General features: G+C 63.1%; 25 protein-coding genes. 15 read left to right on the plus strand and 10 right to left on the minus strand.

Annotated elements, in window-relative coordinates:
• The first annotated feature begins 162 nt into the window (after positions 1-162).
• Complete coding sequence (locus QXZ85_RS10185) at positions 163-882, plus strand: transglutaminase-like cysteine peptidase (protein WP_315702010.1); 720 nt, start codon at positions 163-165, stop codon at positions 880-882.
• Between the two features lie 318 nt (positions 883-1200).
• Here the strand turns inward: QXZ85_RS10185 and QXZ85_RS10190 are convergent, their stop codons facing one another.
• Complete coding sequence (locus QXZ85_RS10190; RefSeq protein WP_315767633.1) at positions 1201-2592, minus strand: O-antigen ligase family protein; 1392 nt, start codon at positions 2590-2592, stop codon at positions 1201-1203.
• A gap of 54 nt (positions 2593-2646) precedes the next feature.
• Entirely contained in the window at positions 2647-3756 is a 1110-nt protein-coding gene (locus QXZ85_RS10195; RefSeq protein ID WP_315702008.1) for a polysaccharide biosynthesis/export family protein, read from the minus strand.
• Between the two features lie 770 nt (positions 3757-4526).
• Between QXZ85_RS10195 and QXZ85_RS10200 the strand changes: the two genes are divergently transcribed.
• Positions 4527-4898, plus strand: a complete 372-nt coding sequence (locus QXZ85_RS10200) for a hypothetical protein (RefSeq protein ID WP_315742647.1) — start codon at positions 4527-4529, stop codon at positions 4896-4898.
• Here the strand turns inward: QXZ85_RS10200 and QXZ85_RS10205 are convergent.
• Positions 4810-6063, minus strand: coding sequence for a hypothetical protein (locus tag QXZ85_RS10205; protein ID WP_315742648.1), 1254 nt, complete (start codon positions 6061-6063; stop codon positions 4810-4812). The two genes, QXZ85_RS10200 and QXZ85_RS10205, sit on opposite strands and share 89 nt — an antisense overlap.
• A gap of 226 nt (positions 6064-6289) precedes the next feature.
• Between QXZ85_RS10205 and QXZ85_RS10210 the strand changes: the two genes are divergently transcribed.
• The 3 genes from QXZ85_RS10210 (at position 6290) to QXZ85_RS10220 (ending at position 8066) form a co-directional block, all read left to right on the plus strand.
• On the plus strand, positions 6290-6568 hold the full coding sequence (locus QXZ85_RS10210; RefSeq protein WP_315702005.1) for a hypothetical protein: 279 nt from the start codon (positions 6290-6292) through the stop codon (positions 6566-6568).
• A gap of 355 nt (positions 6569-6923) precedes the next feature.
• A complete protein-coding gene (locus QXZ85_RS10215) occupies positions 6924-7130 on the plus strand; it encodes a hypothetical protein (protein WP_315702004.1) in 207 nt (68 codons plus the stop codon).
• A gap of 111 nt (positions 7131-7241) precedes the next feature.
• Positions 7242-8066, plus strand: coding sequence for an NAD-dependent protein deacetylase (locus QXZ85_RS10220; protein ID WP_315702003.1), 825 nt, complete (start codon positions 7242-7244; stop codon positions 8064-8066).
• A gap of 15 nt (positions 8067-8081) precedes the next feature.
• Here QXZ85_RS10220 and QXZ85_RS10225 read toward each other — a convergent pair whose 3' ends face one another.
• Positions 8082-8255, minus strand: a complete 174-nt coding sequence (locus tag QXZ85_RS10225; protein WP_315702002.1) for a hypothetical protein — start codon at positions 8253-8255, stop codon at positions 8082-8084.
• Between the two features lie 103 nt (positions 8256-8358).
• Between QXZ85_RS10225 and QXZ85_RS10230 the strand changes: the two genes are divergently transcribed.
• The 3 genes from QXZ85_RS10230 to ipdC all read left to right on the plus strand — a co-directional run bounded on the left by QXZ85_RS10230 (position 8359) and on the right by ipdC (position 11824).
• Positions 8359-9051: a DUF2848 domain-containing protein gene (locus tag QXZ85_RS10230; protein ID WP_315702001.1), complete on the plus strand. Its 693-nt coding sequence runs from the start codon at positions 8359-8361 to the stop codon at positions 9049-9051.
• Between the two features lie 648 nt (positions 9052-9699).
• The gene (locus tag QXZ85_RS33745; protein ID WP_409977483.1) at positions 9700-9804 is read left to right on the plus strand and encodes a BA14K family protein; all 105 of its coding nucleotides are present in this window, start codon (positions 9700-9702) and stop codon (positions 9802-9804) included.
• A gap of 382 nt (positions 9805-10186) precedes the next feature.
• A complete protein-coding gene (gene ipdC, locus QXZ85_RS10235; protein WP_315702000.1) occupies positions 10187-11824 on the plus strand; it encodes an indolepyruvate/phenylpyruvate decarboxylase in 1638 nt (545 codons plus the stop codon).
• 59 nt (positions 11825-11883) lie between these two features.
• Here ipdC and QXZ85_RS10240 read toward each other — a convergent pair whose 3' ends face one another.
• From QXZ85_RS10240 to QXZ85_RS10250, 3 genes are all read right to left on the minus strand, one after another.
• Positions 11884-12273 carry a VOC family protein gene (locus QXZ85_RS10240; RefSeq protein WP_409977473.1) on the minus strand — a complete coding sequence of 130 codons (390 nt, stop codon included), beginning with the start codon at positions 12271-12273 and terminating at the stop codon, positions 11884-11886.
• A 35-nt stretch (positions 12274-12308) separates the two neighbouring features.
• Positions 12309-12728, minus strand: coding sequence for a hypothetical protein (locus tag QXZ85_RS10245; RefSeq protein WP_315767632.1), 420 nt, complete (start codon positions 12726-12728; stop codon positions 12309-12311).
• A 342-nt stretch (positions 12729-13070) separates the two neighbouring features.
• Positions 13071-14237 (minus strand): hypothetical protein, encoded by a 1167-nt coding sequence (locus QXZ85_RS10250; RefSeq protein ID WP_315701997.1) that lies wholly within the window; start codon positions 14235-14237, stop codon positions 13071-13073.
• Between the two features lie 368 nt (positions 14238-14605).
• Here QXZ85_RS10250 and QXZ85_RS10255 point away from each other — a divergent pair, with 368 nt between their 5' ends.
• Entirely contained in the window at positions 14606-15226 is a 621-nt protein-coding gene (locus tag QXZ85_RS10255) for a LuxR C-terminal-related transcriptional regulator (RefSeq protein ID WP_315703122.1), read from the plus strand.
• 103 nt (positions 15227-15329) lie between these two features.
• Here QXZ85_RS10255 and QXZ85_RS10260 read toward each other — a convergent pair whose 3' ends face one another.
• The 3 genes from QXZ85_RS10260 to QXZ85_RS10270 all read right to left on the minus strand — a co-directional run bounded on the left by QXZ85_RS10260 (position 15330) and on the right by QXZ85_RS10270 (position 17457).
• Positions 15330-15575, minus strand: a complete 246-nt coding sequence (locus tag QXZ85_RS10260; protein ID WP_315728035.1) for a hypothetical protein — start codon at positions 15573-15575, stop codon at positions 15330-15332.
• A gap of 329 nt (positions 15576-15904) precedes the next feature.
• Positions 15905-16294 (minus strand): response regulator, encoded by a 390-nt coding sequence (locus QXZ85_RS10265; protein WP_315701995.1) that lies wholly within the window; start codon positions 16292-16294, stop codon positions 15905-15907.
• Positions 16295-16737: 443 nt separating this feature from the next.
• A complete protein-coding gene (locus tag QXZ85_RS10270; protein WP_315728033.1) occupies positions 16738-17457 on the minus strand; it encodes a Crp/Fnr family transcriptional regulator in 720 nt (239 codons plus the stop codon).
• An 807-nt stretch (positions 17458-18264) separates the two neighbouring features.
• Here QXZ85_RS10270 and QXZ85_RS10275 point away from each other — a divergent pair.
• The 6 genes from QXZ85_RS10275 (at position 18265) to QXZ85_RS10300 (ending at position 25846) form a co-directional block, all read left to right on the plus strand.
• The gene (locus QXZ85_RS10275) at positions 18265-18909 is read left to right on the plus strand and encodes a histidine kinase (RefSeq protein WP_315701993.1); all 645 of its coding nucleotides are present in this window, start codon (positions 18265-18267) and stop codon (positions 18907-18909) included.
• 268 nt (positions 18910-19177) lie between these two features.
• Positions 19178-20710: a flagellin gene (locus QXZ85_RS10280; protein ID WP_315742653.1), complete on the plus strand. Its 1533-nt coding sequence runs from the start codon at positions 19178-19180 to the stop codon at positions 20708-20710.
• A 476-nt stretch (positions 20711-21186) separates the two neighbouring features.
• Positions 21187-23943: a hybrid sensor histidine kinase/response regulator gene (locus QXZ85_RS10285; protein ID WP_316228788.1), complete on the plus strand. Its 2757-nt coding sequence runs from the start codon at positions 21187-21189 to the stop codon at positions 23941-23943.
• Positions 23944-23971: 28 nt separating this feature from the next.
• Entirely contained in the window at positions 23972-24445 is a 474-nt protein-coding gene (locus tag QXZ85_RS10290; RefSeq protein ID WP_315732664.1) for a chemotaxis protein CheW, read from the plus strand.
• Between the two features lie 40 nt (positions 24446-24485).
• On the plus strand, positions 24486-24866 hold the full coding sequence (locus QXZ85_RS10295) for a response regulator (protein WP_315701990.1): 381 nt from the start codon (positions 24486-24488) through the stop codon (positions 24864-24866).
• A gap of 104 nt (positions 24867-24970) precedes the next feature.
• Positions 24971-25846 carry a protein-glutamate O-methyltransferase CheR gene (locus QXZ85_RS10300; protein ID WP_315701989.1) on the plus strand — a complete coding sequence of 292 codons (876 nt, stop codon included), beginning with the start codon at positions 24971-24973 and terminating at the stop codon, positions 25844-25846.
• The last annotated feature ends 10 nt before the right edge of the window (positions 25847-25856 follow it).

Consider the following 25856-nt stretch of genomic DNA (forward strand, 5'->3'; position numbering starts at 1 on the left):
TTCCCCCATTGATATACCGGCCCGATTCGATACAACCTGTTGCTCTCCCATCAAAAAAAGCGTTAACTGCTACAAATAGCGAAGATTTAACCCGCGAAGGACAGAATTTGCCGCAGTAGCGAACCCTCCGAGGCTCGCGTATCTCCGACTAGGTAGTGTGACATGGCGCGACGATCGGCGTTCTTGATCTCTGTGCTTGCCGCGTGCGGGCTCGCCGCAACTGCGGCAAATGCTCGTGATCGATGGGTTGGCGAACCGATTGCGCCGTCTGCGATCGAGCAAGGCGCGCCCACGCTGGCTCCATTCCAGCATGTTCGTTTCTGCCTGCGCTATCCCTCGGAGTGCCGCTCCGATCCGTCCGGCGAAGAGCGTATCGGGTTGAATGCCGAGAAGACGGAGCTTCTCGACCGCGTCAATCGCACCGTGAACGCGGAGATTTCGCCGACCGTCAAGCGCTACGGATCGGACCTGCAAAGCGCTTGGAGCATTGCGCCGGTGTTCGGCGATTGCAACGACTACGCGGTGACCAAGCGACACGACTTGGCACAGAACGGATTGTCGACGAGGGCGTTGCGACTGGCCGTCGTCAAGACTCCTGAAGGTCTCGGTCATCTCGTGCTCGTCGTGGCAACGACCAGCGGCGACATGGTCCTCGACAACCTCACACGAGCAATCCTGCCTTGGCAGCGGACTCGTTACCGATGGTTGAAGATCCAGTCAGCCGACGATCCTCGCTTCTGGTATGCAGTCAAGTCTCCGATGGTGGCGCGTAGCGAACACAAGACGCGTGTGGCGAGGCTCGTGCCGCGCACCCGAAGCTCGCTTCATCCGCAGCGATCTTCTCAAGGGTCGTTCGAATCCGAAGAATACCAGGACCTTTGATGCGAGCAGGCTTCGGTTCACACGCTTGATGAACCTGGCTCGCGGGACCGAAGCCAATTTCCGAACCACGACACGCGCATGCTGAGTCCGTCAGTTCGCATCGTTCTTTGCTGCGGCCGACGCGCGTGAGCGGCGAACTCTCCCCATCGGCAGTTACGAGCCAACCGAACTAGTTCTCTGCGCTTGAATCGGATCGCCTGCGATCGGAACGGCGCCGATTTGCGGCAAATCGCGAGCGTGCACGGTGTACGAAAGCGCTCCCGCCGCAGGCGGTGTCGTTGACCGCGGTCAACAGTGCAGTTGGGGGCGTGACCGCCGCTAACGCAGGGCGGGCTCTACAGCTGACGTCAGGCTCTTGATGCGATGCTCTGCGGTCGCTTGTGCAAGCCCGCAGCCAAGCAGGATCCCGAACACGATCGCATAGCCCGGTATCTGGAGTGAAAAGTCGATCATCGCATGCAGATAGGTCAGAACCGCAATTCCGGCCAGGGTGGCGAACGAGCTGCGGCGCCGGTCGACCGAGCGAAGTGCGGCGCGCGCCAGCACGAGCACAGAGGCCAAGGCAGCAAGTACGAACGCCAGCGCCAGAGGAATCCCCATCTCGAAAGCAATCTCGAGAATGGTCGAGTGTGCAAAATCCCAAACGCCCCAACTCTCGAAGTCGGTGGTGCGCAACGAAGGGAAGAGATCGGCGAAGGTGCCGAGGCCTGCGCCCAGAAGCGGCCGCTGGCGAATAACCTCCAAGGATATCTCGTAGACGGCCCATCGTCCCACGTCGAATGCGCCCTGGCTTCCGATCCGGCCTGTGCCGCTCAGCCAGGCGAATGTGACGGTCAGGGCGGCGATGATCGAGCCGGCCACAACCCAGGACCGGGCTCTGAACTGGTGTGGCACCATCAGGCCGAGCGCGACAAGAAGGCCGAGGCTGGAGCAAATCAGGCCGCCGCGTGAGCCGGTCAGCAGCAGCGCAAACAAACAGATCAGCGCTGCCGACGCACGGAGGACCAGTTCGAATGCCACGGCTTCATTAGCCGGGGTCAACAGCAGAACCCTGAGGGAGGACCATTGCAGCGATTGCAGCGTCAGGAAGGCTGCACAGGAGCACAGGATCATTCCGGCGCCGATAAACGTTGCAGCGGTGTTGTGGTTGACGAAGGTGGCAGTCAGGCTGCCCCGATAGGCGACCTTTGGCGCCCATAGCAGCAGGTCTGGGGTCAAGGCGAGCGCGGCCAGGCCGTAGATCGCATAGAGCAGAATGGAATAGCGCGCTGCGATGATCAGCTTGTCTGTCTTGCGCCGAGAGGTCCCGACGAAGAAGCCGCAGAGCAAGGACGTCACCGCAAGGAGGAAATGACCGATCGCGATCGGCGGAATCTCCGCCCGGCTGGAGATCCGCGGCGCAACATCCAGCCCGAGCAGGTCCTTGGTCCGCAGCCAGATCGGGTCGTCAAGACCGCTCAGCAGCCCAGGGATCACCTGGATGACTGCAACCAAGACATAGGCGGCAGCGATCAGGGACAACACCAGAAGCACGCGGCGCTGACCGGCGCTCAACGGGGCGGCTGCGACGCCGCAGATCGTGCCGAACGACAGCACGACCGTCCACACCGATACCCAGACGCGGTCGACCGATCCGAAGAACAGCGGTGCGAGGGTCAGCGCGCCAATCGTGACCCAAAGCTGGACGGAACCGATCGCCTTCACCGTCATCCCCAATCAAGCAGCGCCGAGCCGCCCCGACTCAGATCGGCTGCTAGATTGAGGTTACCACTTCGTCTTCACCGCCGTGTTGACGTTGGTCACTGCATTCGCCGTGTTCGACGTCGTGTTTGCCGTGGAGTTGATCAGGGTCAGGAGCTTGTAGTAGTCGACCACCTTCGCGTTGGCGACGTACATCACGTCCTTGCTCCGCACCTGGAAGCCTGCCGCCAGCAACATGCCCGACGGGTCGCGCAGATTGACGTGATAGATCGTCGGAATGCGATCGTAGGTGAACCGGGTGGTATCGATGCCCAGCTTCTGCAGGAGCGAACGGTCCTCGTAGCGATAAACGAAGACTTCGGCGGGATCCGACTGTTGATCGTTCAGACCGCCCGCCTTGCCGATCGCCTGCGACAGCGTGAGGGTCTCGGTGTCGAAGGCAATCTCGGAGTTGAAGCCGAAAACGTTCTGATTGAGGGCGCCGAGTGCCGTGAAGGTCGGAGCCTCGCGGGTAAGGAAGATCACGTCATTCGGACGGATGAAGATGTTCTCGTTGGGATCGTGCACCACGCGGCTCAACAGCACCCGCACGCGCTTCCCGTCGCGCTGCAGCGTAACGTAGCTCTCGATCGCCTCGTATTTCGGGCCGCCGGCCCGCGCAATGACGGCCAGGAGTCGCTCGCCGACGCTGTTCAACGCCAGCACGCCGGGCGTGTTGACGTCGCCGAGAACGCTGACCACGCTGGAATGCTGCTGGTTCAGGCTGACCACGACCTGCGGCTCGATTGCGCGATTGCGCAGCCGCGCAACGATCGCCTGCTGAATTTCGGGCAAGGTCCGCGAGGCGGCCGGAATCTCGCCGGCATAAGGAACGGTGATGTTGCCCTTCTGGTCGACCGCCTGTGCGGGCAGGTCGACGAAGTTGCCGGGACGAGCACCCGCGGCCGTTGCGGGCGTGAACAAGCCGCCGGGCGCGGCTTCGAAGATCGAGATGTTCAAGATGTCGCCGACGCCGGCCACCTGCTCGGGCTTTGGCCGTTTGTCGGGGAAGATGCCTTGGAACGAGATCAGGTTCGGCTGCGACAGAAACCCGATGGTTTCAGCGCTGACGTCGACCAGCGCATAGGGCAGCGCGGTGTTCGACCGGACGCTTGCCGTCGGGTTGCTATTCACTGCGTCGCTGTTCGGACCCGTTCCGGGAAGCAGCGAGCAGCCCGGCAGCAATGCCAACAGCGCCAGGACGATGAGCGAGCGCGAGCCTCCGCACAGGTGCCGCAATCGGTTCGGAGTGCTGTTGCGGGTAGCATCCCCGCTAACGTTGGCCGCTCCACGCGTCGAACGCGGATTGATAAGGATTCTCAAAACCCACCCTCGGATGCGATAAAAATAATTTGTTTTCCCCGCGCCGCGTCCTCACGAACGGAGGAAAACGGCGGTTCCATCCGGCTATGAACCTACTTGGCGACTTACCTAGGTAAAAGATCGTACTGCTCCGCCATCTCTGCTTTTGCAACGTCGTGGTAATTCAGTCACACTCTGGCCTACCAAGGTACCAATCATTGCCTGACCGGCCGCACGGTGTTGCGGCTCGGACTGCCTTGGCGGGCCGAGGAAACTGTTTGTGACAATGGAAGCACAAGGCCGTTGAGCGACGGTTACTTGGAAGTGTTCGGCGGAATTTTGCCACAAAATCGCAATCGCAAGTAGATGCTCCGGGCGATTACGCGTTGACGTTTTTTTTGAGCCGATTAACTTAAGAAGCTGTAATCTGATTGGCCGACGCTACGATTCGTGGTTCGGCTCAGCAGGTTGCTTGGGATGACGAGTGTGGCGGGAGTGTTGCTGATTCGGATCTCTGGGTATCTCTCATATGAGGCGGCATCGCGGCGACGTGCGCCGCATGTGTGAAGTTCGAATCACGGCGAACGGGAGGGACGTTGCTTATGGGGTACGCGGCCCTTGTATTGGCGATCTTGGGACTCGCCGCCGGACTCACGTCCCGACTGAAGATTCTTTTAGTGCACGTCGCGATTGTGTTCCTGCTGTCGATCGGTTTTTCCCTGCAGGCCGGCTTCACCTTCCTTTGGACCGCTGCGATCGTCATGATCGCGCAGACGATCCTGCAAAGCAGCTATCTCGCGGGCTTGGTGATTCGCGCCGTCCTGCGTCCGGCGCAGTTTCCGGCCTTCGATGACGCCTCGGACGCGCCGGCAGGCGAGCGTTCGGTTAAGGCTTTTGACAGGCTGAGTAAAACACCCCGTTCGCAGCGTCCGTTCGCTCAAGGCATTGTGCGGGGTCAGTTATGGCCCCGCTGATGGTGAAGTCGTAGCCGCGGTCCTTCAGAACGAGCGCGTAGCGTCCTGCAGGCAGGACGAAGTCAGGTTTCTCCGGCTGCACCAGCAGCATCTCGGGTTTTCCCGGCACCGGCCTGACCCGATACTCATAAGCGATACTGCGGATATTCCATGCGTCGGTGACGGCGGAGAAGACCGGCTTGCCCTTCGCATCGAACGAGAGCGCCCGCACCACCCGACCGACCACCCGCACATCCATCCGGTCCGGCGCGGTGTCGGCCATGTCTCGCCGATAGACGATGAATTTGGCCCGCCCGTCGGCGAGCGTGGTGTGGCTTGGCTGAGTGACCGGCGTCGATATCGCGATCCGCTTGTCGGGGACTCGCTCGGTGAGCTGTTGCAGCTCGACCAGCTCATCGTTGATCAGGGCGTAGACGCCGTAATCAGTGGGAACGGGAAACGGGGGCTGCGGCACGGCTGGTACTACGGGTGCAGCAGGCGCCAGCGAGGCGGCTGACGGTGCAGCAGGCGCGTTATTGGCCGCTGGCGCCGGAGGCGTGCCGGGTTCGGCGATCGGCCGGACTGGCGCATGGAAGAGAGCCAGGCGGTCGCCCAAGGCTGTCAACTGGTGGCGAAAGGACATCAATAGGACGCCACCTGCCAGCACCAGCAGGCCGGCGATGCCCGCGCGCGCGAGCCGCGCCGACCGTGATGGCCTGCGAACCTCCCGCACCGGAGCGTCCCGGTAGACCGACACCCGTTCCGGGACCAGGATGTCCTGGATCGGCGGATCGATGGGCACCATGGAGGTTTCGGTCAGCTCCACGGTCTCAATGCCCGTCGATGTCGTTGGCAGCAGTTTGTCGCCCTGGCTCTCGGCAGCGGCGGGCAGGCGCAGGAGGTCATCGTCGCGGAGCGAGAACCGCTCGACCCCTTTGATCGCGGTTTCCAGCGCCTCCGCCATCCGCCCGCGCTCGGCATCGGTGGTGTCGGCTGCGTCGATCTTCAGCCGGGCCCGCGCGAACTCGTAGATCGCCAGCCGCATCTGCGCCGGATCATCCTTCACCACGTTGATCATCTTCTGGAGAATCAGGGCGAACTCGATCTCCTGGCCGAACGGCGAGATGGCGCCCTTTTCGTCCTGTTTCGGAGTGTCACTGGTCATGTCGGTGGTCGGCCGATCCATCGGTCCTTCGCCGGAAGTCGCATCATGATTGAAATACCGGACATTGAAATATCTGGCTTGCTGCGCCGGTCATTGTGAGAGCGGTGCTGAAGGCACTGCCCCTGCCGAGGTAGGACGGATCGCAGCAAGGCGTTGTGGTCGAAATCGAGGAGCAGGTTGGCGAACCCTATTGTTCCAGTCTATGGTGCTTTAGCAATCGTTGAAACTCTGGGCGAGGGACTACCCGATGTCGAACGTCACCAGGATCGCCGCTGTCGCCATCGCGGCGTTGGCAGCTCTGTCGAGCCAGGCATCCGCGCGAGGCCTCTATCCGCTCACGGAATGCGGCCCCGATCTCAGCCAGCTGTGTCGGCTCCATGGGTCGTTCGCGGCTACTCCGTTCCACTATAATCTCGCGATCTACCCCGGTTGCATCAAGCGCGTCGCAGTCGAGACGCCACGGGGCGTGCGCTACCGCCGCGCGGTGGTTTGCGGCGCCCCGGACCGGCCGATGATCTGGTGGTGAGGGGCCCGCGTCCGCGCGCCGTTTTCACGTTGATCGGCCGCCCAACCACGTCGTGCTCAGCGCCGTTCGATTGTCCGGCGATTGGCGATGGACGGCCGGGCCGGCGCATTCCTGATTGAACAATTGTTCGCTGATCCCTGATTGACACCTGCGGGTGAATATGACCCGGTGTCGCGCACCAGATTGCCTGATGCATCGCGGCGGGCAGACACCCCGGATTGGACCAGCGCGGGCAGGCTGAGCCTACGACCAAGAGCTCCGCCACTTTCAATTGCATTCTTCACCCATGTTCGCGAGCCGGGCCTCGAGCCTAGCGAATTAGCATTTCGATTTGAACCGTTGACTGGAGCTTCTGATGGAATGGGTCCTTTTCGTTTCGCTGCAATGGATCGTCTATGGCAGTCCAACCCAGCCGACCACGCAGCAGATCCAGACCTTCTCCACCGAGCAGCTCTGCAATAAGGCCGCCGAGGCCCTCAGGCACGAAATCGAGACGCCGATCGCAGCCGGCAGGGTGCAAACGCTCGGCCGCGTCGTATGCCTCCTGCGCAAGGACAAGTAACCGGGCTGAACCAGTCCCGTCGATGGCGGAGGGAAGACATCCCTTGCGGCCGTCGGGACATCTCCTGTTACCGCCCTGGCAATCGTGCGAAAGCCGCCTAGATCATGCGACATGGTCGAACAGCGTGCACTCGAGGATTTCATCGGTCGGCATCCGAACCTGTTCGTGCTGACCGGAGCAGGGTGCAGCACCAATTCCGGCATCCCCGATTATCGTGACCGGCTGGGCAACTGGAAGCGGACGCAGCCCGTCAGCTTCCAGGCCTTCATCGGCGAGCAGTTGACCCGGCAGCGTTATTGGGCGCGGAGCCTGATCGGCTGGCAGCGCTTCGGCTTGGCGCGGCCGAACTCTACTCACCACGCGCTGGCGCGGCTGGAGGCGCAGGGCAGCTGCCGCCTGCTCGTCACCCAGAATGTCGACCGCCTGCATCAGGCCGCAGGCCACCGCGCGGTGATCGACCTGCATGGCCGGCTTGATCGTGTCAGGTGCATGGGCTGCGGTGCGCTGACGTCACGCCAGGATTTCCAAACCACGCTCGCGGGGGCCAATCCGGATTGGCTCGCGCTGGACGCCGCCGCTGCGCCGGACGGCGATGCCGACTTGGAGCGCGCGGATTTTTCCTGCTTCGTTGTGCCGGCGTGCGCGGCCTGCGGCGGCGTGCTCAAGCCGGATGTCGTGTTCTTCGGCGAAAACGTGCCGCGCGATGTCGTCGCCACGGCGCTGGCGCAACTCGATGACGCCGATGCCATGCTGATCGTCGGCTCCTCGCTGATGGTCTATTCCGGCTTTCGCTTCGTGCAGGCTGCGGCCAGGCGCGGCGTTCCGATCGCTGCCGTCAATCTCGGCCGCACCCGCGCCGACGATCTCCTCGCGCTCAAGGTCGAGGCGCCCTGCGAGGACGCCCTTGCCTTTCTCCTCGAAGGCGAGCGTGCCTGAACCGGCTATTCGAACCTAACGGCCGTGGGGCTCGTCGCGATTCTCGATCCGATCGCGGTTGTTGGCGCGCTCGGTTTCCGGCTTGACGATGTCGGCGACCTTGCCCGACTGGTTGCCCGGATTGTAGTGATACTTTCCGGCATCCTTCTCGCCCGGCTGTTTCTGCTTCGGATCCCTGTTGTCGGCCATCGCAACGCTCCTTCTGTCCTTTGCGACAACGGCGGCGCGCGAGCCGGGTTCCCGCGGCCAGGACGGAGAGACCGGGCTTAGAGGCAAGTGGAAAGGCGATGCGATGAGCGGGACGACGATCGAGTTCACGGTTCACCAGGATAAGAGCGCGTCGAAACGGCGCATTGCGGTCGATCGCCTGGTGATCGCCGGCTGGACCGGACGGGATCCTGTCGCGCGCGATAAGCATATCGCGGAGCTCGAGGCACTCGGCATCCCGCGGCCCGCATCCACGCCGATCTACTATGAAGTCGCAGCGAGCCGCCTGACCACGGCTGATACGATCCAGGTGAGCGGTGGCGACTCGAGCGGCGAGGTCGAATTCGTGCTGCTTCGTTCCGGCGGCACGCTCTATGTCGGCGTCGGCTCCGATCACACCGACCGCAAGGTCGAGACCTACAACATCACGGTGTCGAAGCAGATGTGCGACAAGCCTGTCGCGCCGGAGCTGTGGCGTTACGACGAGATTTCAGCGCATTGGGACCGCATCCTGCTGCGCGCATACGCGACCATCGATGGCACGCGGGAGCTCTATCAGGAGGGCCGGCTCGACGCCATGCTGGCGCCGGAGGACCTGATTGCCCGACGCTATGGCGATGCCGGCTTGCCTGAGGGCGCCGCGATGTTCGGCGGCACCTTTGCCGCCAAGGGTGGCATTCGCCCGGCCGAGCGTTTCGACTTCGAGATCATCGATCCGGTGCTCGACCGCACGATCCGGCATGGCTATGCGGTCGCAACCCTCGATATCGCAGGCTGACGCGGCAAACGATAAAGCCCGATCGGTTTGTCCGCGCATGCGTCGGCGGTCGGCATCAATTTCGGATCGGAGCACGCGCAGAGCGGGCATCGGTGCGGCGTCCCGCCTTTCTCGATGCGAATTCCGGCGGGTGGAAGAGATCGTTTTGCCACAAAGAGGTGCCAAAATTTCGGCGACAGGGTAGGAAGGTCCGCCATCCCTTTTCCGGGTGGCAAGTAGAGTACCGCGTGGGGCGTTGATTTGTTTTTCAAGACAAAGGTTTGCGTTGGCATTGCCTGCCAGCTGCTTCTGATCGTGAGCCATGGGGCTGCCCAGACCACTGGCTCGGTCAATAATGGCGCTGCCGGTGGTCCCGGCGCCGCGCTTGGGGAGCCGCCACCGGGAGGATGCATGCCGATCGGAGTCACCGCGGCGGGGAATATGGTGTTTCCCTTTGCGTGCAAGGACCTGATCGCACGTCACAGAGGGACGGAGGAGGCGTCCGCGCCATCAGAATCGAAAGCTCCGCCTGCTTCGAGCGCGGCTGTGGCTGCTTCTCCGGGGAAGGATGCGCTCAAGGCGTCGCAAGCTGCGACGGTCCAGCCGCAACAGACAGGTCCGGAAAACAAGCGCACGGACATGCCGCAACAGAACGACATGGGATCGCGCATGAGCCGCCGCGACCGGCCCGGCTGCCTTCACTTCCGCAGTTACGATCCCAAAAGCGAGACCTATCTCGACTATAGCGGACGTCGCCAGCCATGCCGGTCATGAGATCGCGCGCGGTGTGCAGGAAGCTTCGACCGGCCAGTTGAGTGACGGCACGGCCGTGCCATGCCTATAGCCCCGGAAGATGGCGTCGCACGCAATCCTGGCACGGATGCCGTTGTCTCTCATGCAACGCTGCATCCTAATCGTCTTTCGCGAGGTGGGCGCGGGGAGCGGTCGGCGGGTTGCCGTCCGCGGGTGCGAGTTGCTCGCTTGCTACTCATGGTCGGATCCTCCGGAGCAACAAGACCTGTTCGACCGTTTGGTTCAGTCGTGCCATGCGGATGCGAGGGCTGGGCGCTTCTGCCGGCCGGTCGCGGCTCTTGCGCGTCGGCCGTGAGCGGCGCATCGTGGAGCACCGTCGCAACGAGCTATCTCAGGACATTCGATGCCTGCTCTTTCCTACGCGCTTCTCTCGGCTCTGAAGGATCACGGTGCCCGCGAGATCTTCGGCATTCCCGGCGATTTTGTTCTGCCGCTGTTCAAGGTGATCGAGGAAAGCAACATCCTGCCGAGCTTCACCTTGAGTCATGAGCCGGCGGTCGGTTTCGCCGCGGACGCATCCGCGCGTTATCATGGTGGTCTCGGCGTCGCCGTCGTGACCTATGGCGCTGGCGCCTTCAATCTGGTGAATTCGATCGCGGGTGCCTACGCCGAGCGATCGCCTGTGGTGGTGATTGCCGGCGCGCCCGGCGCGCGTGAGCGGGTCTCCGGCTTCCTCTTGCATCACCAGGCGCGCACCATCGACACCCAGCTCGCCGTGTTCAAGGAGATCACCTGCGATCAGGCGGTGCTGAACGATCCCGCGACCGCGCCGGCGCAGATCGCGCGGGTCCTGCGGAGTGCTCGGGAAATGTCCTTGCCGGTCTATCTGGAGTTTCCGCGCGACATGGTCGATGCCGAGGTCGAGACGGTGGTGCCGCTGCCGGCCCGGCGGGCCGATCTCGAGGCGCTCCGCGAATGCGTCGAGGAGATCCTTGCACGTGTCGAACGTGCGTCGGCGCCGGTCATCGTGGTCGATGTCGAGATCCGCCGTTATGGCGTCGAAGACAAGATCGCGTCGCTGGCGCGCAAGCTCAACGTTCCCCTGGTGACGACCTTCATGGGGCGTGGTCTGCTCGATCAGGCCGACGACGTCGTCGCCGGCACCTATCTTGGCGCCGCGGGCGATCCAGCGATCACGCGCGTGGTGGAGGAGGCCGATCTCGTCCTGATGCTCGGGGTCATCCTCTCCGACACCAATTTCGCGCTGTCGAACCGGGCGCCGGACCCGCGCCGAACCATCATGGCCTCGAGCCGCGAGGTGCAGATCGGCCATCATGTCTATCGCGACATGCCGCTTGCCGATCTGATCGCCGCGCTGGAGAGCCACGCTACGCCGCAGCCTCCGCGCACCGGCCTGCCGCGGCAGCGTTCGGTCTATCCGCGCAACTTGCCCCACGACGATCAGCTGCTCGCGCCGTCCGACGTCGCGACCGCAATCAACGACCTGTTCGACCGCTACGGCAAGATGCCGATGACGTCGGATATCGGCGATTGCCTGTTCACGGCGATGGAGATCGACAACACCGCGCTGGCCGCGCCCGGCTATTATGCCGGCATGGGTTTCGGCGTGCCCGCCGGCCTCGGTGTTGCCGCCACGGGGCTGCGGCCGCTGATCCTGGTTGGCGACGGCGCCTTCCAGATGACCGGCTGGGAGCTTGGCAATTGCCGCCGCTATGGCCTCGACCCCATTGTGGTGCTGTTCAACAATTGCAGCTGGGAAATGCTGCGGGTGTTCCAGCCGGAATCGCGCTTCAACAATCTCGATGATTGGCATTTTGCGGAGGTCGCCAACGCGATCGGCGGGGTTGGCGAGCGTGTGGCGACGCGCGGTGAGCTTGCCGTGGCGCTGGATCGGGCCGTGCAACGGCGCGGCCAGTTTTCTCTGATCGAAGTGATGCTGCCGCGAGGCAAGACGTCGGAGACGCTGGCGCGCTTCGTCGCCGGCTTCAAATCGGCGCGCGAGCGGATGGTCAAGGATTAGCGGCGACGAGAGGCTCGGCCGATCTCATCCACTGGATCGACGTGTGATTGCCGAACGCATCACGCCGTTCGATCCGAAAGTCGCTGCGGCCGTCCGACTCGCACCAGCGTTTGATCCGGATCCGACAACGAGAATTCGTACATACCCCAGGGCTTGTTTTCCGCGCCGTTCGGCTCGACCGTCTCGCCGCGGAATTCGGCCGCCAGCGCGTCGACGTCATCGACATAAAGATAAAGCCCGAAGGGATTGCGGCCCGGGATCAGCCATTCCGGTTCGGCCCGGGTGAGATGCAGCGACGCGCCTTTGCCGTCCGACAACATACGGTACTCGTCGGCCATCCCATCGCGAGGTTGATCGGCCCGGGTGAAACCCAGCCGCCGATAGAACCTCTCGGACGCGTCGAGATCGTTACAGGGAAGGATTGCGCACAGTGAATGAGGAGGGGACATCGCATGTCACGCCGGGCTGGTTGCAATAACGGCGGCTATTGCGCGGCCTTGTCATGCGCCGCGAGCCCGACCGCCTTGTAGTCATAGGTCGGATAGAATTCGGTGCGATAGGCACCCCAGGCGGTACTTTCCAGGATGCGGTTGACTTCGCGCAGCCGGGATGCCGGCAGTCGCAACGTTACCACCTGACCGATTCCCATCATCACATACCAACTCACGACCTCGACGCCCGGAGGCGGGAACGCCTTGTAGAAGCCCTGCTTCTCCAGCTGCGCATTCAGCTCGCTTAAGGGGCGCGACTGGTCGTGCTTGAAGAACACCGTCAGCAGCACGGCATTGTCCGGCGTCGGCGTGGCGGTGCTGGCCGGCGGCGCCTGTGCGATGCTGCTGGAACTGAAAATTGGGCCCGATATCAGCACGGCGAGCGCGGTCAGAAAAGCTGTGGTCGGTCTCATCTCATGCCTCCGGATGTCGCAGTCGCAAGCCGGCCGCCCGCGATCTTCGATGCGAGGCGCCGGCCCGTAAACCGCAAAGGTTGGCCGACCGGGCGCCTCTCCGGCAAATGTGAAGCAACTCACACGCGATCGTTGCGCGCTGCGATATCGATGAGGCGCCCGACGTGGCGACGAGGTTGACCTGATGACGACACGACGATTGGCCTATTGGTGGCTCAGATTCGTGTTTTCCGGGCGGTTCCTGGACACGTTTCTAGGGTGGCGACGGCGCTCGTGATCGCGTTTCGGAGCGGATCGATCGGTGATCGGGTCCGGACTGCACCGGCAAAGCCTCCGTTGCAGTTAGGAGTGTTGACCGATCAACCGCTTGCAGAAGGTGGCTCCGTCCTGAATCGCATCACGTCCCTTGTAGGCGAGATAGGTCAGCCGGCCGCCGAGCGAACGGTAGCTGCGGAGCCGCCGCGATCCCAGCACATGACCGACCTCCTCCGGGAACCGGCTCACCTCGGCTGCAACCATGGTCTCGATCGCCTGCATGATGCTCTGCAGCCGCCTGCCCCAGTCGGAATCCTCGATCCGATCGATCCGCACCTGCATGGCATATTCGGTGTTGTAGATGTCGGTCAGGATCTCCTTGGCCACGACCACGCGGTTGTTCTTCAAGGCCATCCGAAGTGCCAGCCGTTTGCCCTCCAGCTGGTCGAGCGCCATCGATACCGCGATCGCATAGGGGGTCGCGGCGACATCGGCCGCGTTCTTGCTCGGGGCTGCCTTGGTGGCAAGGCGCAATAACTGCCAAGGCTCCTTCAATCGCTTGGCGACCAGCGCGAGCGCGAACGGGACCGCCTCCGGGCTTTTCTTGCGAAAGCCGTCCAGCAGGTTGGTCATCTTCTTGATCTGCGGATCATCGAATTCGACGATCCGCTCGGGCAGTGTGTCGTTGAACCTCGCCAGTTCCTCGCGCGCCTGGAGGACCCGCATCAGCTTCGTCACATCGTTGAACACGGAGGGAGCGGCCGTATAGGCTTTGAGCTTGCTGCGCACCTGCTCGGCTCCATCGGGCCGCGCCAGCACGCCCTCCAAGGATTTCGTCACCTTGGTCTGGAACGCATTGGCGACCTGGCGAAGCTCGCGCTGCTTGTCGTACGCGATCAGATCCTTCATCTGGGCGTTGTAGTCGCGGGCCATGGTCGGCAGCAGGTCGCGGCTGATCCATTCCCAGATCGGCGCCAGCGAGCTGCGCGCGATGCGCCCCGAATTGGCGTGCTCGGGCGAGCCGTCGACCAGGAGCGGCTCGAGCGGCATAAAGAAGTATCGCGACGGGTTCGAGGTCCGATGTTGGGTGGTTCCGTCCTTGCGGAACTCCGCGCGCAGGCGGGCCTGGATGTCGGCTGAGCCCGGCATCTCTACCCCGTTCATCTCCAGGCGCTCGAGTTCGCTGAGCAGACAGCTACGTGTCAGCGGCGATAGCCGCTGCAGAAACTCCCAGATCCGGTCGATCGGTCCCATTGAGGTCTGGATTGGTTCGGAACGGCTGGCAGGCTCGCCTCCGGGGCGAGAATGGCTGATACGATCACAAAATTGTTCGCGCTCGATTAATCCAAGCGCGTAGATGGACCTCGTCCAAGGCTCATCGATCTCCGCGCTCATTGCTCTGAAGGGCTCATCGACCTGGAGGCATTGACCCGGATCGCACCGATGAGCGCGGAAGGTCGCAGCTGTCCTACGGCATTGCGATCTCGCGGGTGGGAGTGGCGGCGAACCGCAACCAGGGCGCGAAAATATCCATGAATTTGCAGGGGTTTGCGGGAGGACCCGTAGTAATACGGAGCGGCAAGTTAACGCTCGTTAAGCATGTTTTCGCGCACAGTGCGGACATGTCGCAACCGAGCAAGAGCATCGTCGACGAACGTCCCGTGCCGGCTCTGTCTGAGCAGCCGGCTGACCGCAGCCCTTTGGGCGGGAGCCGGAACTGCTCGGACGACAACGTAACTGCGCTGCCCCATCTGTCGAGCGGCGAGCTGAGCGCCGCTGCGCTTGCACGTCAGCTCAATGGCTCGCTGATGGCGCTCATGCTGTATATGGGCGAGATCAAGCAGCAAAGCGAGAAGATCGCACATACTCGCACCGAGCGGCGCTACCTGCAGACGATCGTGGACAATGCGGTCGAACAGACCGAGCGAGTTTGTGCGTTGGTTCGCCAGATCTCCGGCTCTCCCGCGCCGGCCCTAGCGGGAGCGCCGCAGGTTGCCGATCGCAACTGCGCACCGCCGCATGGCGGCGCGATCTCGTCTCCACGCCAGCAGAAGCCGCTGACGCCGCGCGAACGTGAAGTGCTGAAGCTCATCAGCGAAGGCCATTCCAACAAGCAGGGTGCGCTGCGCATGAGAATCAGCCCGCGAACGTTCGAGAGCCATCGGGCCGAAGCGATGCGCAAGCTCGGCGCACGCAACACTGCCGAACTGGTCCGTGCCGCCTTGCTCTATCCCTTGGACTGAGGCGGGCGTTATTTGGTTCTGACCTTCGTAAACAGGCGCGTTGCAAGATGATACGAACGCCAGAACCGAGGCTAGCGTCCCGCTAGAGGACTCCGGCGCCGCACTAGAAATAGTCCTCCGCGAAGGGGCGAACGCGCGAGGTGGGGCGCAGCGGAGCTTCCCGCTTGGGCGGCATCGGAATGATGGTAATGGTCCAGCGCGGCGGGATGCTGGCTTCGTTCTCCATCACCGATCGCACATGGCCCGTGATGGTCACGCCGCCGGACTTAACAGTCGCCGGTCTGCCGTTGAACTGCGCGATGCGAAAACGCCTGACTTCCTTCTGGTCAGCTGTTTCGAATGTAAACATGGACACATCTCCTATGTGTTCGCGGGAGTGTCGCAAGTCATGATTAGCCGTTTATGAAAATCGAGAGCCGTATAAGTACGGCAGGGTTTTGAACGTCAGGACGAGCGCGCCGACCGTTAGGTTGGAGCCGGTTGTCGCGGCTCCTGCACGCGTCCGGCACGGTGGGCCCCGTCGATGCGGCCCGGCAGCGCCGCATAATTCTGTTTCGCGAACCGTCTCGCGCGTCTCTGCAGAACCGGGGCGAAGCCTCCGAGGTAGCCGAATGTTCCGGTGCTCTTTAGCGAATATGCCTCCCGTCCGATCCGGATGCGCTCCCGCTTCAGCGGGAGCTATTCGGCCGGGCCGAACACGGCTTCCATCTTGGTCTTGAGCGTCGCCGCATTGAACGGCTTGACGATGTAATTGCTCACGCCGGCTTTTTTGGCGGCGATGACGTTCTCGGTCTTGGATTCCGCGGTGATCATGATGAACGGCGTCTTCGATAGCTCGGGGCTGGCGCGAACCTCCCGCAGGAGGTCGTAGCCCGTCATCGGTTCCATGTTCCAGTCGGAGATCACCAGCCCGTATTTCTTGGCCTGCATCTTGGAAAGTGCGGCCGATCCATCGTTGGCATCGTCGACATTCTCGAATCCCAGCTGCTTCAGCAGGTTGCGGATGATACGGATCATCGTGGCGTAGTCGTCCACCACCAAGATCGGCATCGACAGATCAAAAGCCATGTGAATCCACTCCGCTCGCTTCGCCAAAGCCGAACACGGGCGAGATACTCAGCACGAAGAGGGTACGTCACCCTTCGGACTCGCGCTCGTCAGCAGACGACAATTATCATTGCCCATTGAACAGCGCGTTAATGCCGTCTCCGACAATTGTTTGGATCTCTCGTGCGGTGAATTTGAAGTTGCGATCAAATCCTCCGCGCATTCGTCATCGGTACGTCGTCGAAGCCGCGCCAGCTTCAATGATTTTCTATGCGCTTGGCGCTCCGAACTTTACAAATGAAGCGTGACAGGACGCGAGCGTCGGAATCGGAGCGCCACTGCGGACTTTGGAATTGGTCCGCAAAGTAGTTGCTAGGAGCTGAAGCGCGTTTCGGAACTGGTCCGCCAGCGTGCCGTAATTATACGGATGTGCAGCGGGAGGGAAGCGAGCCTTCGCTGTGCCTTCAGGACCGGTCACGCCGCCGTACCAGACGGTCGTACTGCATCTTGACTGCCGCGTAACACTCGCAGGCGGTCTTCTTCAGGCCTTCCAGATCGATGATATCGATGTGGCCTCGGCTGTAGTGAATGAAGTTCGCCTGCTGCAATGTGCTCGCGACCAGCGATACGCTGTTGCGACGGGCGCCGATCATATGCGCGAGTGATTCCTGAGTCAGATAGAGCTTGCTGCCGCCGGACAGGTCGTAGGTTTGCACGAGACAGCGCGCCAGGCGAGACTCGACCGTATGCGCCGCGTTGCAGCCCGCGGTCTGCTGACTTTGCACATAGATCGCGAGTGCATGTCTGGCGAGCAGGTTGCGGAAGGTGCGGCTTTGATCCGCCGCGGCGCGGAGGCGGTCGATATCGAGCGCGCTCGCGACGCCCGGAACCGTCACGACGGCGCTGTTGAGTGCAAGGGGCTCGTCGGTGAGCGCCGACACCGAACCGAAGATGCTGTCGCGCCCGATCATCGCGACCTGCACGCGCTCCCCGCGTGAGAGATTGACCACGAGCGAAATCACGCCGCGATGGGGGAAATAGGCGCGTTCGACCGTTTCGCCGACTTCGGCCAGAGTCGAATCCTGGAGCAGATCGACCACCCGCAAATGGGGGCGGATCAACTCGAAATCATCCTCAGTCAGCGCCGACAGAAAGCCATTCGGAGAGCGCGAGCCCGTGTCCAAAATCAGATCTCCTGCTTAGCTGGTACCGCGGCTCCGGACCGCCGACAATGCACGCTGACCGCCCCACAGAATGAATCCTGGACGTTGTTCTGACAAGAGAAAATCGGCCGGAAAAGACCGGTTGGGACCTGGTGGAAAGCCGTTCCGAACTGGCTGGAGCTATTGTGCAGTTGCTCAGAGGCGGTCCGGCAGGGCTCCCCGTCGAGCCTTGATGGGCGTGGTCCGGCGCGATCATCATTCGCGTACGGAGGAGCGACTGCGGTCAACAGCCGGTGCCTCGGCATGAAAGCGATCCGGGGCGGCGCAGCCATGGTGCGGACGTCGAGATTCATGGTCGTAGAGGCTGCATCTTGCCGAGCGAGTCACTTCGTCTGCGGTGTATTTGACAGAGTGAGGCGTCGCGTCCGAGAGTAAACGGGCGTGCTGATTCGTTGCTGGTCGCTGAGCAGGTCGCGCCCCGCATGTCGGGCGGCGCAGCCGATCTCGGTAATGAGGCCGGTCCCGCCGCGCCGTGACCGCGTGATGTGAGTGCGACATCTCGCGCGCGGATGTGGTCCCCGCCTTCGGGCGTTTGCGAATGAATGACGGCCGCGCGTATTGAGTCTCGTTCGCGTTCGATTTGGAGTTCCTTGGGATCAATCCGCAGCCTGCGCTGCAGGGAATTTCCCGTTGTGTCGTTGGTTCGTCGAGTCCAAGAAGGTCATGCGAACAATGGCGATATCGTCTCAGCAACAGACATCCGATCGGCTTTCGCCCCGTGGCGGTGCGGATGCCGGCGCGCCGACGCCGATGAGTCAGAGCGAAGGCATGGCGCTCGTCGGACAGGTCGCTGGCGGCATTCTTCACGACTTCAACAATGTCCTGACGGTCATTACCGGAACGATCGACATACTCGCGCACGCCGTGGCGGACCGGCCCGAGCTTGCAGCTGTCGCTCGGTTGATCGACGAGGCCGCGAGTCGCGGTGCAAGACTGACGTCGCAGCTCTTGGCTTTTGCTCAGGGCCGGCCGCCTCAACCGTGCCGGGTTGATATCGACGAGCTTCTGACAGACGCCGGCCGGCTGCTTCGCCCCACGCTGGGAACGCAGATCGAGATCACGACGCAGGTGGCGACCGAGACGCCAGCGGCTTTTGCCGATGCAGGCCAGCTTCTGGCGGCGCTGTTGTGTCTCGGCATCGCCGCGGGGAAGAGCATGCCGGAGGGCGGCTCGCTTCGCTTCGAGGCGGGGCGTTCGGAGACGATCGCCGCGGGCCGGCGCGCAAGCAATTGCGTGGTGATATCGCTGAGGGCCGATGCTGCCGGGGTCTCCTCCCGGTTCGTTTCACAAATCGGAATGGTCGATGACTTCGTCAGACGATCGAATGGGGGCCTGACAGTCGAGGAGCCTGCGGGGCCGGAGACGCGGGTCGAGATTTCGTTGCCGCGCGCCGATACCGGTTTGCATGGTTAGCGGCGCGCTAACAAGCAACTCAACAACACTAAGGAATTGATCGTCTCATTCTGCCGCGAAGCTGAGCTTCGGCGCGTCCAACGCGCGTGAACCAAATTGGATCGAACCGATTAGGCGGCAGTTAGGGATAACGACGGCAGCCCCCCCTTCTCTTCGGATATGCGGAACTCCGTTTAACGAACGGGTAGGAGTCCGCGGACCAGTCTGGCGCATCGCCGACAGAACTGTGCGGCGGTATTCAACTGTGTTCATCCAGAAGGGAATGACAATGTCAGGTATCGTACTCTCGGCGTCGGTGCGCCAGAATCTGCTCTCGCTGCAGTCGACGGCTCAGCTTCTCGCCACCACCCAGAACAACCTTGCTACCGGTAACAAGGTCAACTCGGCTCTCGACAATCCGACCAACTTCTTCACCGCGCAGGGCCTCAACAACCGGGCCAGCGACATCTCCAATCTGCTCGATGGTATCGGCAACGGCGTGCAGGTGCTGCAGGCCGCCAACACCGGCATCACCTCGCTGCAGAAGCTGGTCGATAGCGCCAAGTCGATCGCCAACCAGGTGCTGCAGACCTCGGTCGGCTACTCCACCAAGTCGACCGTGACCACGGCCGCGCTGACCGGCGCGACTGCCAGCACCCTGCTCGGGGCTTCCACCAGCGCCGTCACCGGCACGAACGTCCTCAACGACAATACGACCCCGGCTGCGATCACCAGCTCCACCAAGCTGTCGGGCACCGCCAGCAGCACCTCGAACGACCTCGCCACCGGCTTTACCACCACCGACACGCTGACCGTGAACGGCACCACCTTCACGTTCATTGCGGGCTCGACCTCGTCCGGCACCTCGATCGGTGTCGGCGACACCGTCGGCAACCTGCTGTCGGCAATCCAGACGTCGACCGGCGTCTCCGCCTCGATCAGCGCAACGGGCGCCATCACCCTGACGCCTCCGGCCTCCGGTCTCACGCTGTCAGGCTCGACCGGCGCTCTGGCGAAGCTCGGCCTCACCCAGGTCGGCGATGGCTTGGCCGGCCAGACGCTCAGTATCGCAGCTACGGGCGGTGGCACACCGACCAGTATCACCTTCGGTATCGGGACGGGCAAGGTCAACTCGTTGAACGACCTCAACACGGCCCTTGCCGCCAACAACCTGCAGGCCTCGGTCGACTCGACGGGCAAGATCTCGATCACCACGACCAACGACGCGGCGTCCTTCACGATCGGCGCGGTCAGCGGCGGTACGGCCTTCACCGGTTTGACCGCGAACGCCCCGGTTGCCGATCCGACCTCGCAGGCTACTCGCTCCAGCTTGGTCGCGCAGTACAACAACGTGCTGGCGCAGATCAACACGACCGCAGCCGACGCCTCCTTCAACGGCATCAACCTGTTGAACGGCGACACGCTGAAGCTGACGTTCAACGAGACCGGCAAGTCGACGCTGTCGATCACCGGCGTGAACTTCAACAGCACCGGCCTTGGCTTGAGCAACCTGACTTCGGGCACCGACTTCCTCGACAACTCGTCGGCGAACAAGGTTCTCAACGTCCTCAACAACGCCAGCTCGTCGTTGCGGTCGGAGGCCTCAACGCTCGGTTCGAACCTGTCGATCGTGCAGGTCCGTCAGGACTTCAACAAGAACCTGATCAACGTGCTGCAGACCGGCTCGTCCAACCTGACGCTGGCCGACACCAACCAGGAAGCGGCCAACAGCCAGGCGCTGTCGACCCGCCAGTCGATCGCGGTGTCCGCGCTCTCGCTCGCCAACCAGTCGCAGGCGAGCGTGCTGCAGCTGCTGCGCTAAGCAGCGCTGTCAGGCTGATGCAAAACCAGGCGGCGGGGGCAACCCCGCCGCCTTCGGCCTGATGAGACGGCCATCGTCCGGCTGATCCCTCTGCGGCCAATTCTCCTCGAACCCTTGATCCGGATTCCTGAGACCTGACTCTTGGGCCGTAGTGAAGTCGGTATCGCGCTTCTGAGAGGGCCGGTGGAGCGAGGCGCACCGAACGCGACGTTCAGGACCGATCGGTCCGGCGCGTTGGTCACAACGACTACCGACGGAGCGAGCCTCCGTAGTTGAACGGATCACGAAATTAACGGGACAGAGAAAGCGAAAGCCTAACGCTTGCAAGCAGGGAAGCCCGTTGAGCTCAGCCAAGCGGCAGCCGCGACGGCTCACCCATCCCGGCCTGATGAGAGCGCGGGGCATGCTGCCGGACATGCCAACAGAATAGCGATTGCTCGGTAGCCGCAACGCCATTTCTTGGAAGGCACAGTCTGATGGATGATCTGTTGCGTGAGTTTTTGACGGAGACCAGCGAAAGCCTGGATACTGTCGACAATCAGCTGGTGCGGTTCGAGCAGGAGCCGAACAACGCCAAGATCCTGGATAACATTTTCCGTTTGGTGCACACGATCAAGGGGACCTGCGGCTTCCTCGGCCTGCCGCGGCTGGAAGCGCTGGCGCACGCCGCCGAGACCTTGATGGGCAAGTTCCGCGACGGCATGCCGGTGACCGGCGAGGCCGTGACCTTGATCCTGACCACGATCGACCGGATCAAGGACATTCTGGGACAGCTCGAGGCGACCGAGGCCGAGCCCGAAGGCGCCGATCGCGACCTCATCGATGAGCTCGAGGCGATGGTCGAGCGCGGCATGGCGGCCATGGCGGCGGGCGGAGCGCCAGCCGAGGCGGCGGCACCCGAACCGGCGGTTGCGAAGGGCACGCTGATCGATCAGACCTTGGAGCGGCCGCTGCGTCCGGGCGAAGTCTCGCTCGACGAATTGGAGCGCGCCTTCCGCGAGACCGCGATCGAAGTGCCGGCCGCGCATGAGCAGGCGAAGCCCGCCGCCCCGGCACCCGCCGCCAAGACCGAGGCAAAGACCGAGGCCGCCAAGGCCGAGCCGAAGAAGGACGCCAAGCCCTCGCGGCTCAGCAAGGCCGCCGCCGAAACCGAGGTTCAGGAGAGCGACAAGGTCGCCAACCAGTCGATCCGCGTCAATGTCGACACGCTCGAACATCTGATGACGATGGTCTCCGAGCTGGTCCTGACCCGCAACCAATTGCTCGAGATCGCCCGCCGCAACGAGGACACCGAGTTCAAGGTGCCGCTGCAGCGGCTGTCCAACGTCACCGCCGAGCTGCAGGAAGGCGTCATGAAGACGCGCATGCAGCCGATCGGCAATGCCTGGCAGAAGCTGCCGCGCATCGTGCGCGACCTCGCCACCGAGCTCGGCAAGCAGATCGAGCTCGAGATGCACGGCGCCGACACCGAGCTCGACCGCCAGGTGCTCGACCTGATCAAGGATCCGCTCACCCACATGGTGCGCAACTCCGCCGACCATGGCCTGGAGACCACCGCCGAGCGTGCCGCCGCGGGCAAGCCGGAGCAGGGCACGATCCGCCTCTCCGCCTATCATGAAGGCGGCCACATCATCATCTGCATCGCCGACAATGGCCGCGGGCTCAACACCGAGCGGATCAAGGCCAAGGCGCTCGGCAACGGCCTCGTCAGCGAGGCCGAGCTCGAGAAGATGACGGAAGCCCAGATCCACAAATTCATCTTCGAGCCGGGCTTCTCGACCGCCGCCGCCATCACCTCGGTGTCGGGCCGCGGCGTCGGCATGGACGTGGTGCGCACCAATATCGACCAGATCGGCGGCACCATCGACATCAAGTCGGTGGCCGGCGAGGGCACCTCGGTCACCATCAAGATCCCGCTGACGCTCGCGATCGTCTCGGCGCTGATCGTCGAGGCCGGCGGCGACCGTTTCGCGATCCCGCAATTGGCGGTGGTCGAACTGGTGCGGGCGCGCGCCAATTCCGAGCACCGCATCGAGCGCATCAAGGACACCGCGGTCTTGCGCCTGCGCAACAAGCTGCTGCCCTTGATGCACCTGAAGAAGCTGCTGCGGATCGACGACGGCTCGTCCTCGGATCCGGAGAACGGCTTCATCGTGGTGACCCAGGTCGGCAGCCAGACCTTCGGCATCGTGGTCGACGGCGTGTTCCACACCGAGGAGATCGTGGTCAAGCCGATGTCGACCAAGCTGCGCCACATCGACATGTTCTCCGGCAACACCATCCTCGGCGACGGCGCCGTGATCATGATCATCGATCCGAACGGCATTGCGAAAGCGCTCGGCGCCGCCGGCTCGGCCTCGCAAGGCGTCGCCGACGAGCATGCGCTGCATCACGCCACCACCGGCGAGCAGCTCACCTCGCTGTTGGTGTTCCGCGCCGGCACGGCGCAGCCCAAGGCGGTGCCGCTGGCGCTGGTCACGCGCCTGGAAGAGATCGCGGCCGACAAGATCGAGATCAGTAACGGCCGCTACATGGTGCAGTACCGCGATCAGCTGATGCCGCTGGTGCAGATGGAGGGCGTCTCGGTCCAGACCTCGGGCTCGCAGCCGATCCTGGTGTTCGCCGACGAGACCCGCGCCATGGGCCTCGTGGTCGACGAGATCATCGACATCGTCGAGGAGCGCCTCCACATCCAGGTCTCCGGCTCCCGCGACGGCATTCTCGGCTCCGCGGTGATCAAGGGCCAGGCCACCGAAGTGATCGACGTCGGCCACTTCCTGCCGATGGCGTTCGCCGACTGGTTCATCCGCAAGGAGATGGCGACCGAGGCGCAGACGCAGTCGGTGCTCTTGGTCGACGACTCGCCGTTCTTCCGCAACATGCTGGCGCCGGTGCTGAAGTCGGCGGGCTACAAGGTGCGCACCGCAAGCTCGGCGATCGAGGGGCTGGCGGCGCTGCGCTCGGGCCAGAGCTACAACATCGTCGTGACCGACATCGAGATGCCGGAGATGAACGGCTTCGAGTTCGCCGAGACCATCCGCGCCGATCAGCACCTGCACCATCTGCCTGTGATCGCGGTGTCCTCGCTGGTGTCGCCGGCGGCGATCGAGCGCGGCCGCCAGGCCGGGTTCTACGACTACATCGCCAAGTTCGACCGTCCGGGGCTGATCGCGGCGCTGAAGGAACAGGTCGAAGAGCAGGCCCGCGCCGAAGCCGCCAAGCAGGCCGCCTAACCGCAGCCGTTTCAGGAGTAGCGTTAAGATGAGCATCAAGACCGAAACCAGCGACGGCGCGGTTGCCGAATATGTCACCGCCGTGATCGGCGGCCAGCTGTTCGGATTGCCGATCTCGCGGGTGCAGGACGTGTTCATGCCGGAACGGCTGACGCGGGTGCCGCTGTCCTCGGTGGAGATCGCGGGCGTCCTGAACCTGCGCGGCCGCATCGTCACCGTGATCGACATGCGCGCGCGGCTCGGCCTTGCCAAGGCCGACGACGGCAAGCCGCCGATGGCGGTCGGCGTCGACCTGCGCGGCGAGTCCTATGGCCTCCTGATCGACCAGATCGGCGAGGTGCTGCGGCTGCCCGAGGATGGCCGCGAGGAGAACCCGGTCAATCTCGATCCGCGCATGGCCAAGCTCGCCGGCGGCGTCCATCGCCTCGACGGCCAGCTCATGGTCATCCTCGACGTCGATCGCGTGCTCGATATGCTGCCGAAGGCGGCGCTCGCCGCCTGATCGATTCGCCAGTCATTGTCCCAGCGGGGAGTAGAAAGTGATGAGAACGTGCTTGGTTGTCGATGACTCCAGCGTCGTGCGCAAGATCGCCCGGCGCATTCTGGAAGAGATGGGGTTCGAGGTCGTCGAGGCCGAAGACGGCGAGCAGGCACTGGAGCTCTGCAAGAGCCGCCTGCCCGACGCCGTCCTGCTCGACTGGAACATGCCGGTGATGGATGGCTACGACTTCCTGGGCAAATTGCGGCTCCTGCCGGGAGGCGAGCAGCCCAAAGTGGTGTTCTGCACCACCGAGAACGACATCGATCATATCTCGCGCGCGCTGAATGCCGGCGCCAATGAGTACATCATGAAGCCGTTCGACAAGGACATCGTCTCCGCCAAGTTCGAGGAGGTCGGCCTGTTTCAGGCCATGTCCAGCTAGCGGTTCGATTGCAATGTTCGCACGCCGTCTGGGAGGCAGGTTGCGAACATCAGATCCGCTCCAGCCATCCGCGTGATTCCCGATTTGCCCAGAAGAGGCCACCCGTGAACCAGCCCGATTATGATTTCCTGCGCAAGTTGCTCCGGGACAAATCCGGTCTCGATCTATCTGCCGACAAGCAGTACCTGATCGAGAGCCGTCTGCTTCCTCTGGCGCGCAAAGCCGGACTGCCCGGCATCGCCGAGCTAGTCCACAAACTGAAGGACGGACCGAGCAGCCTGATCAATCAGGTGGTCGAGGCCATGACCACCAACGAGACCTTCTTCTTTCGCGACAAGGTGCCGTTCGATCATTTCCGCGAAGTGATCGTGCCCGAGCTCCTGCGTGCGCGTACCAGCCGCAAGTCTCTGCGGATCTGGTGCGCGGCGGGGTCGACCGGTCAGGAGCCGTATTCGCTGGCAATGTGCCTGAAGGAGATGGGAGCCGCCGTCAGCGGCTGGCGGATCGAGATCCTCTCCACCGACCTTTCCCAGGAGGTGCTGGAGAAGTCCAGGGCCGGTCTCTACAGTCAGTTCGAGGTGCAGCGCGGCCTGCCGATCCAGCTTCTGGTCAAATATTTCAAGCAGGTCAGCGAGCTCTGGCAGATCAATCCCGAGATCCGCGCCATGGTCCAGCACCGCCAGTTCAACTTGTTGAACGATTTCTCCCAGCTCGGCACGTTCGACGTGATCTTCTGCCGCAACGTTCTGATCTATTTCGACCAGGATACCAAGATCAACATCTTCGGCCGGCTGGCCAAATCGATGGAGCCGGACGGATTCCTGGTGCTGGGCGCGGCGGAAACCGTGGTCGGGCTGACGGACGTCTTCAAACCGCTCGCGGAACGGCGCGGGCTGTATCGGCCGAACCTCGCTGCGTCCGCCAAGAGCGCGGCCGGATTGGGCGGGCTGCAGAAAATGGCCAGCTTCGCAGGACACTGAAAGGTCAGGA

The organism is Bradyrhizobium sp. SZCCHNGR1005, from assembly GCF_032489995.1.
In the GTDB taxonomy this organism is placed as follows: Bacteria; Pseudomonadota; Alphaproteobacteria; order Rhizobiales; family Xanthobacteraceae; genus Bradyrhizobium.

Bases quoted from the DNA above. Each gene is read 5' to 3' on its own strand.
- QXZ85_RS10185 (WP_315702010.1), top strand. From the start codon at position 163: ATGGCGCGACGATCGGCGTTCTTGATCTCTGTGCTTGCCGCGTGCGGG.
- QXZ85_RS10190 (WP_315767633.1), bottom strand. From the start codon at position 2,592: ATGACGGTGAAGGCGATCGGTTCCGTCCAGCTTTGGGTCACGATTGGC.
- QXZ85_RS10200 (WP_315742647.1), top strand. From the start codon at position 4,527: ATGGGGTACGCGGCCCTTGTATTGGCGATCTTGGGACTCGCCGCCGGA.
- QXZ85_RS10205 (WP_315742648.1), bottom strand. From the start codon at position 6,063: ATGGATCGGCCGACCACCGACATGACCAGTGACACTCCGAAACAGGAC.
- QXZ85_RS10210 (WP_315702005.1), top strand. From the start codon at position 6,290: ATGTCGAACGTCACCAGGATCGCCGCTGTCGCCATCGCGGCGTTGGCA.
- QXZ85_RS10215 (WP_315702004.1), top strand. From the start codon at position 6,924: ATGGAATGGGTCCTTTTCGTTTCGCTGCAATGGATCGTCTATGGCAGT.
- QXZ85_RS10220 (WP_315702003.1), top strand. From the start codon at position 7,242: ATGGTCGAACAGCGTGCACTCGAGGATTTCATCGGTCGGCATCCGAAC.
- QXZ85_RS10225 (WP_315702002.1), bottom strand. From the start codon at position 8,255: ATGGCCGACAACAGGGATCCGAAGCAGAAACAGCCGGGCGAGAAGGAT.
- QXZ85_RS10230 (WP_315702001.1), top strand. From the start codon at position 8,359: ATGAGCGGGACGACGATCGAGTTCACGGTTCACCAGGATAAGAGCGCG.
- QXZ85_RS33745 (WP_409977483.1), top strand. From the start codon at position 9,700: ATGAGCCGCCGCGACCGGCCCGGCTGCCTTCACTTCCGCAGTTACGAT.
- ipdC (WP_315702000.1), top strand. From the start codon at position 10,187: ATGCCTGCTCTTTCCTACGCGCTTCTCTCGGCTCTGAAGGATCACGGT.
- QXZ85_RS10240 (WP_409977473.1), bottom strand. From the start codon at position 12,273: ATGTCCCCTCCTCATTCACTGTGCGCAATCCTTCCCTGTAACGATCTC.
- QXZ85_RS10245 (WP_315767632.1), bottom strand. From the start codon at position 12,728: ATGAGACCGACCACAGCTTTTCTGACCGCGCTCGCCGTGCTGATATCG.
- QXZ85_RS10250 (WP_315701997.1), bottom strand. From the start codon at position 14,237: ATGGGACCGATCGACCGGATCTGGGAGTTTCTGCAGCGGCTATCGCCG.
- QXZ85_RS10255 (WP_315703122.1), top strand. From the start codon at position 14,606: ATGTCGCAACCGAGCAAGAGCATCGTCGACGAACGTCCCGTGCCGGCT.
- QXZ85_RS10260 (WP_315728035.1), bottom strand. From the start codon at position 15,575: ATGTTTACATTCGAAACAGCTGACCAGAAGGAAGTCAGGCGTTTTCGC.
- QXZ85_RS10265 (WP_315701995.1), bottom strand. From the start codon at position 16,294: ATGGCTTTTGATCTGTCGATGCCGATCTTGGTGGTGGACGACTACGCC.
- QXZ85_RS10275 (WP_315701993.1), top strand. From the start codon at position 18,265: ATGGCGCTCGTCGGACAGGTCGCTGGCGGCATTCTTCACGACTTCAAC.
- QXZ85_RS10280 (WP_315742653.1), top strand. From the start codon at position 19,178: ATGTCAGGTATCGTACTCTCGGCGTCGGTGCGCCAGAATCTGCTCTCG.
- QXZ85_RS10285 (WP_316228788.1), top strand. From the start codon at position 21,187: ATGGATGATCTGTTGCGTGAGTTTTTGACGGAGACCAGCGAAAGCCTG.
- QXZ85_RS10290 (WP_315732664.1), top strand. From the start codon at position 23,972: ATGAGCATCAAGACCGAAACCAGCGACGGCGCGGTTGCCGAATATGTC.
- QXZ85_RS10295 (WP_315701990.1), top strand. From the start codon at position 24,486: ATGAGAACGTGCTTGGTTGTCGATGACTCCAGCGTCGTGCGCAAGATC.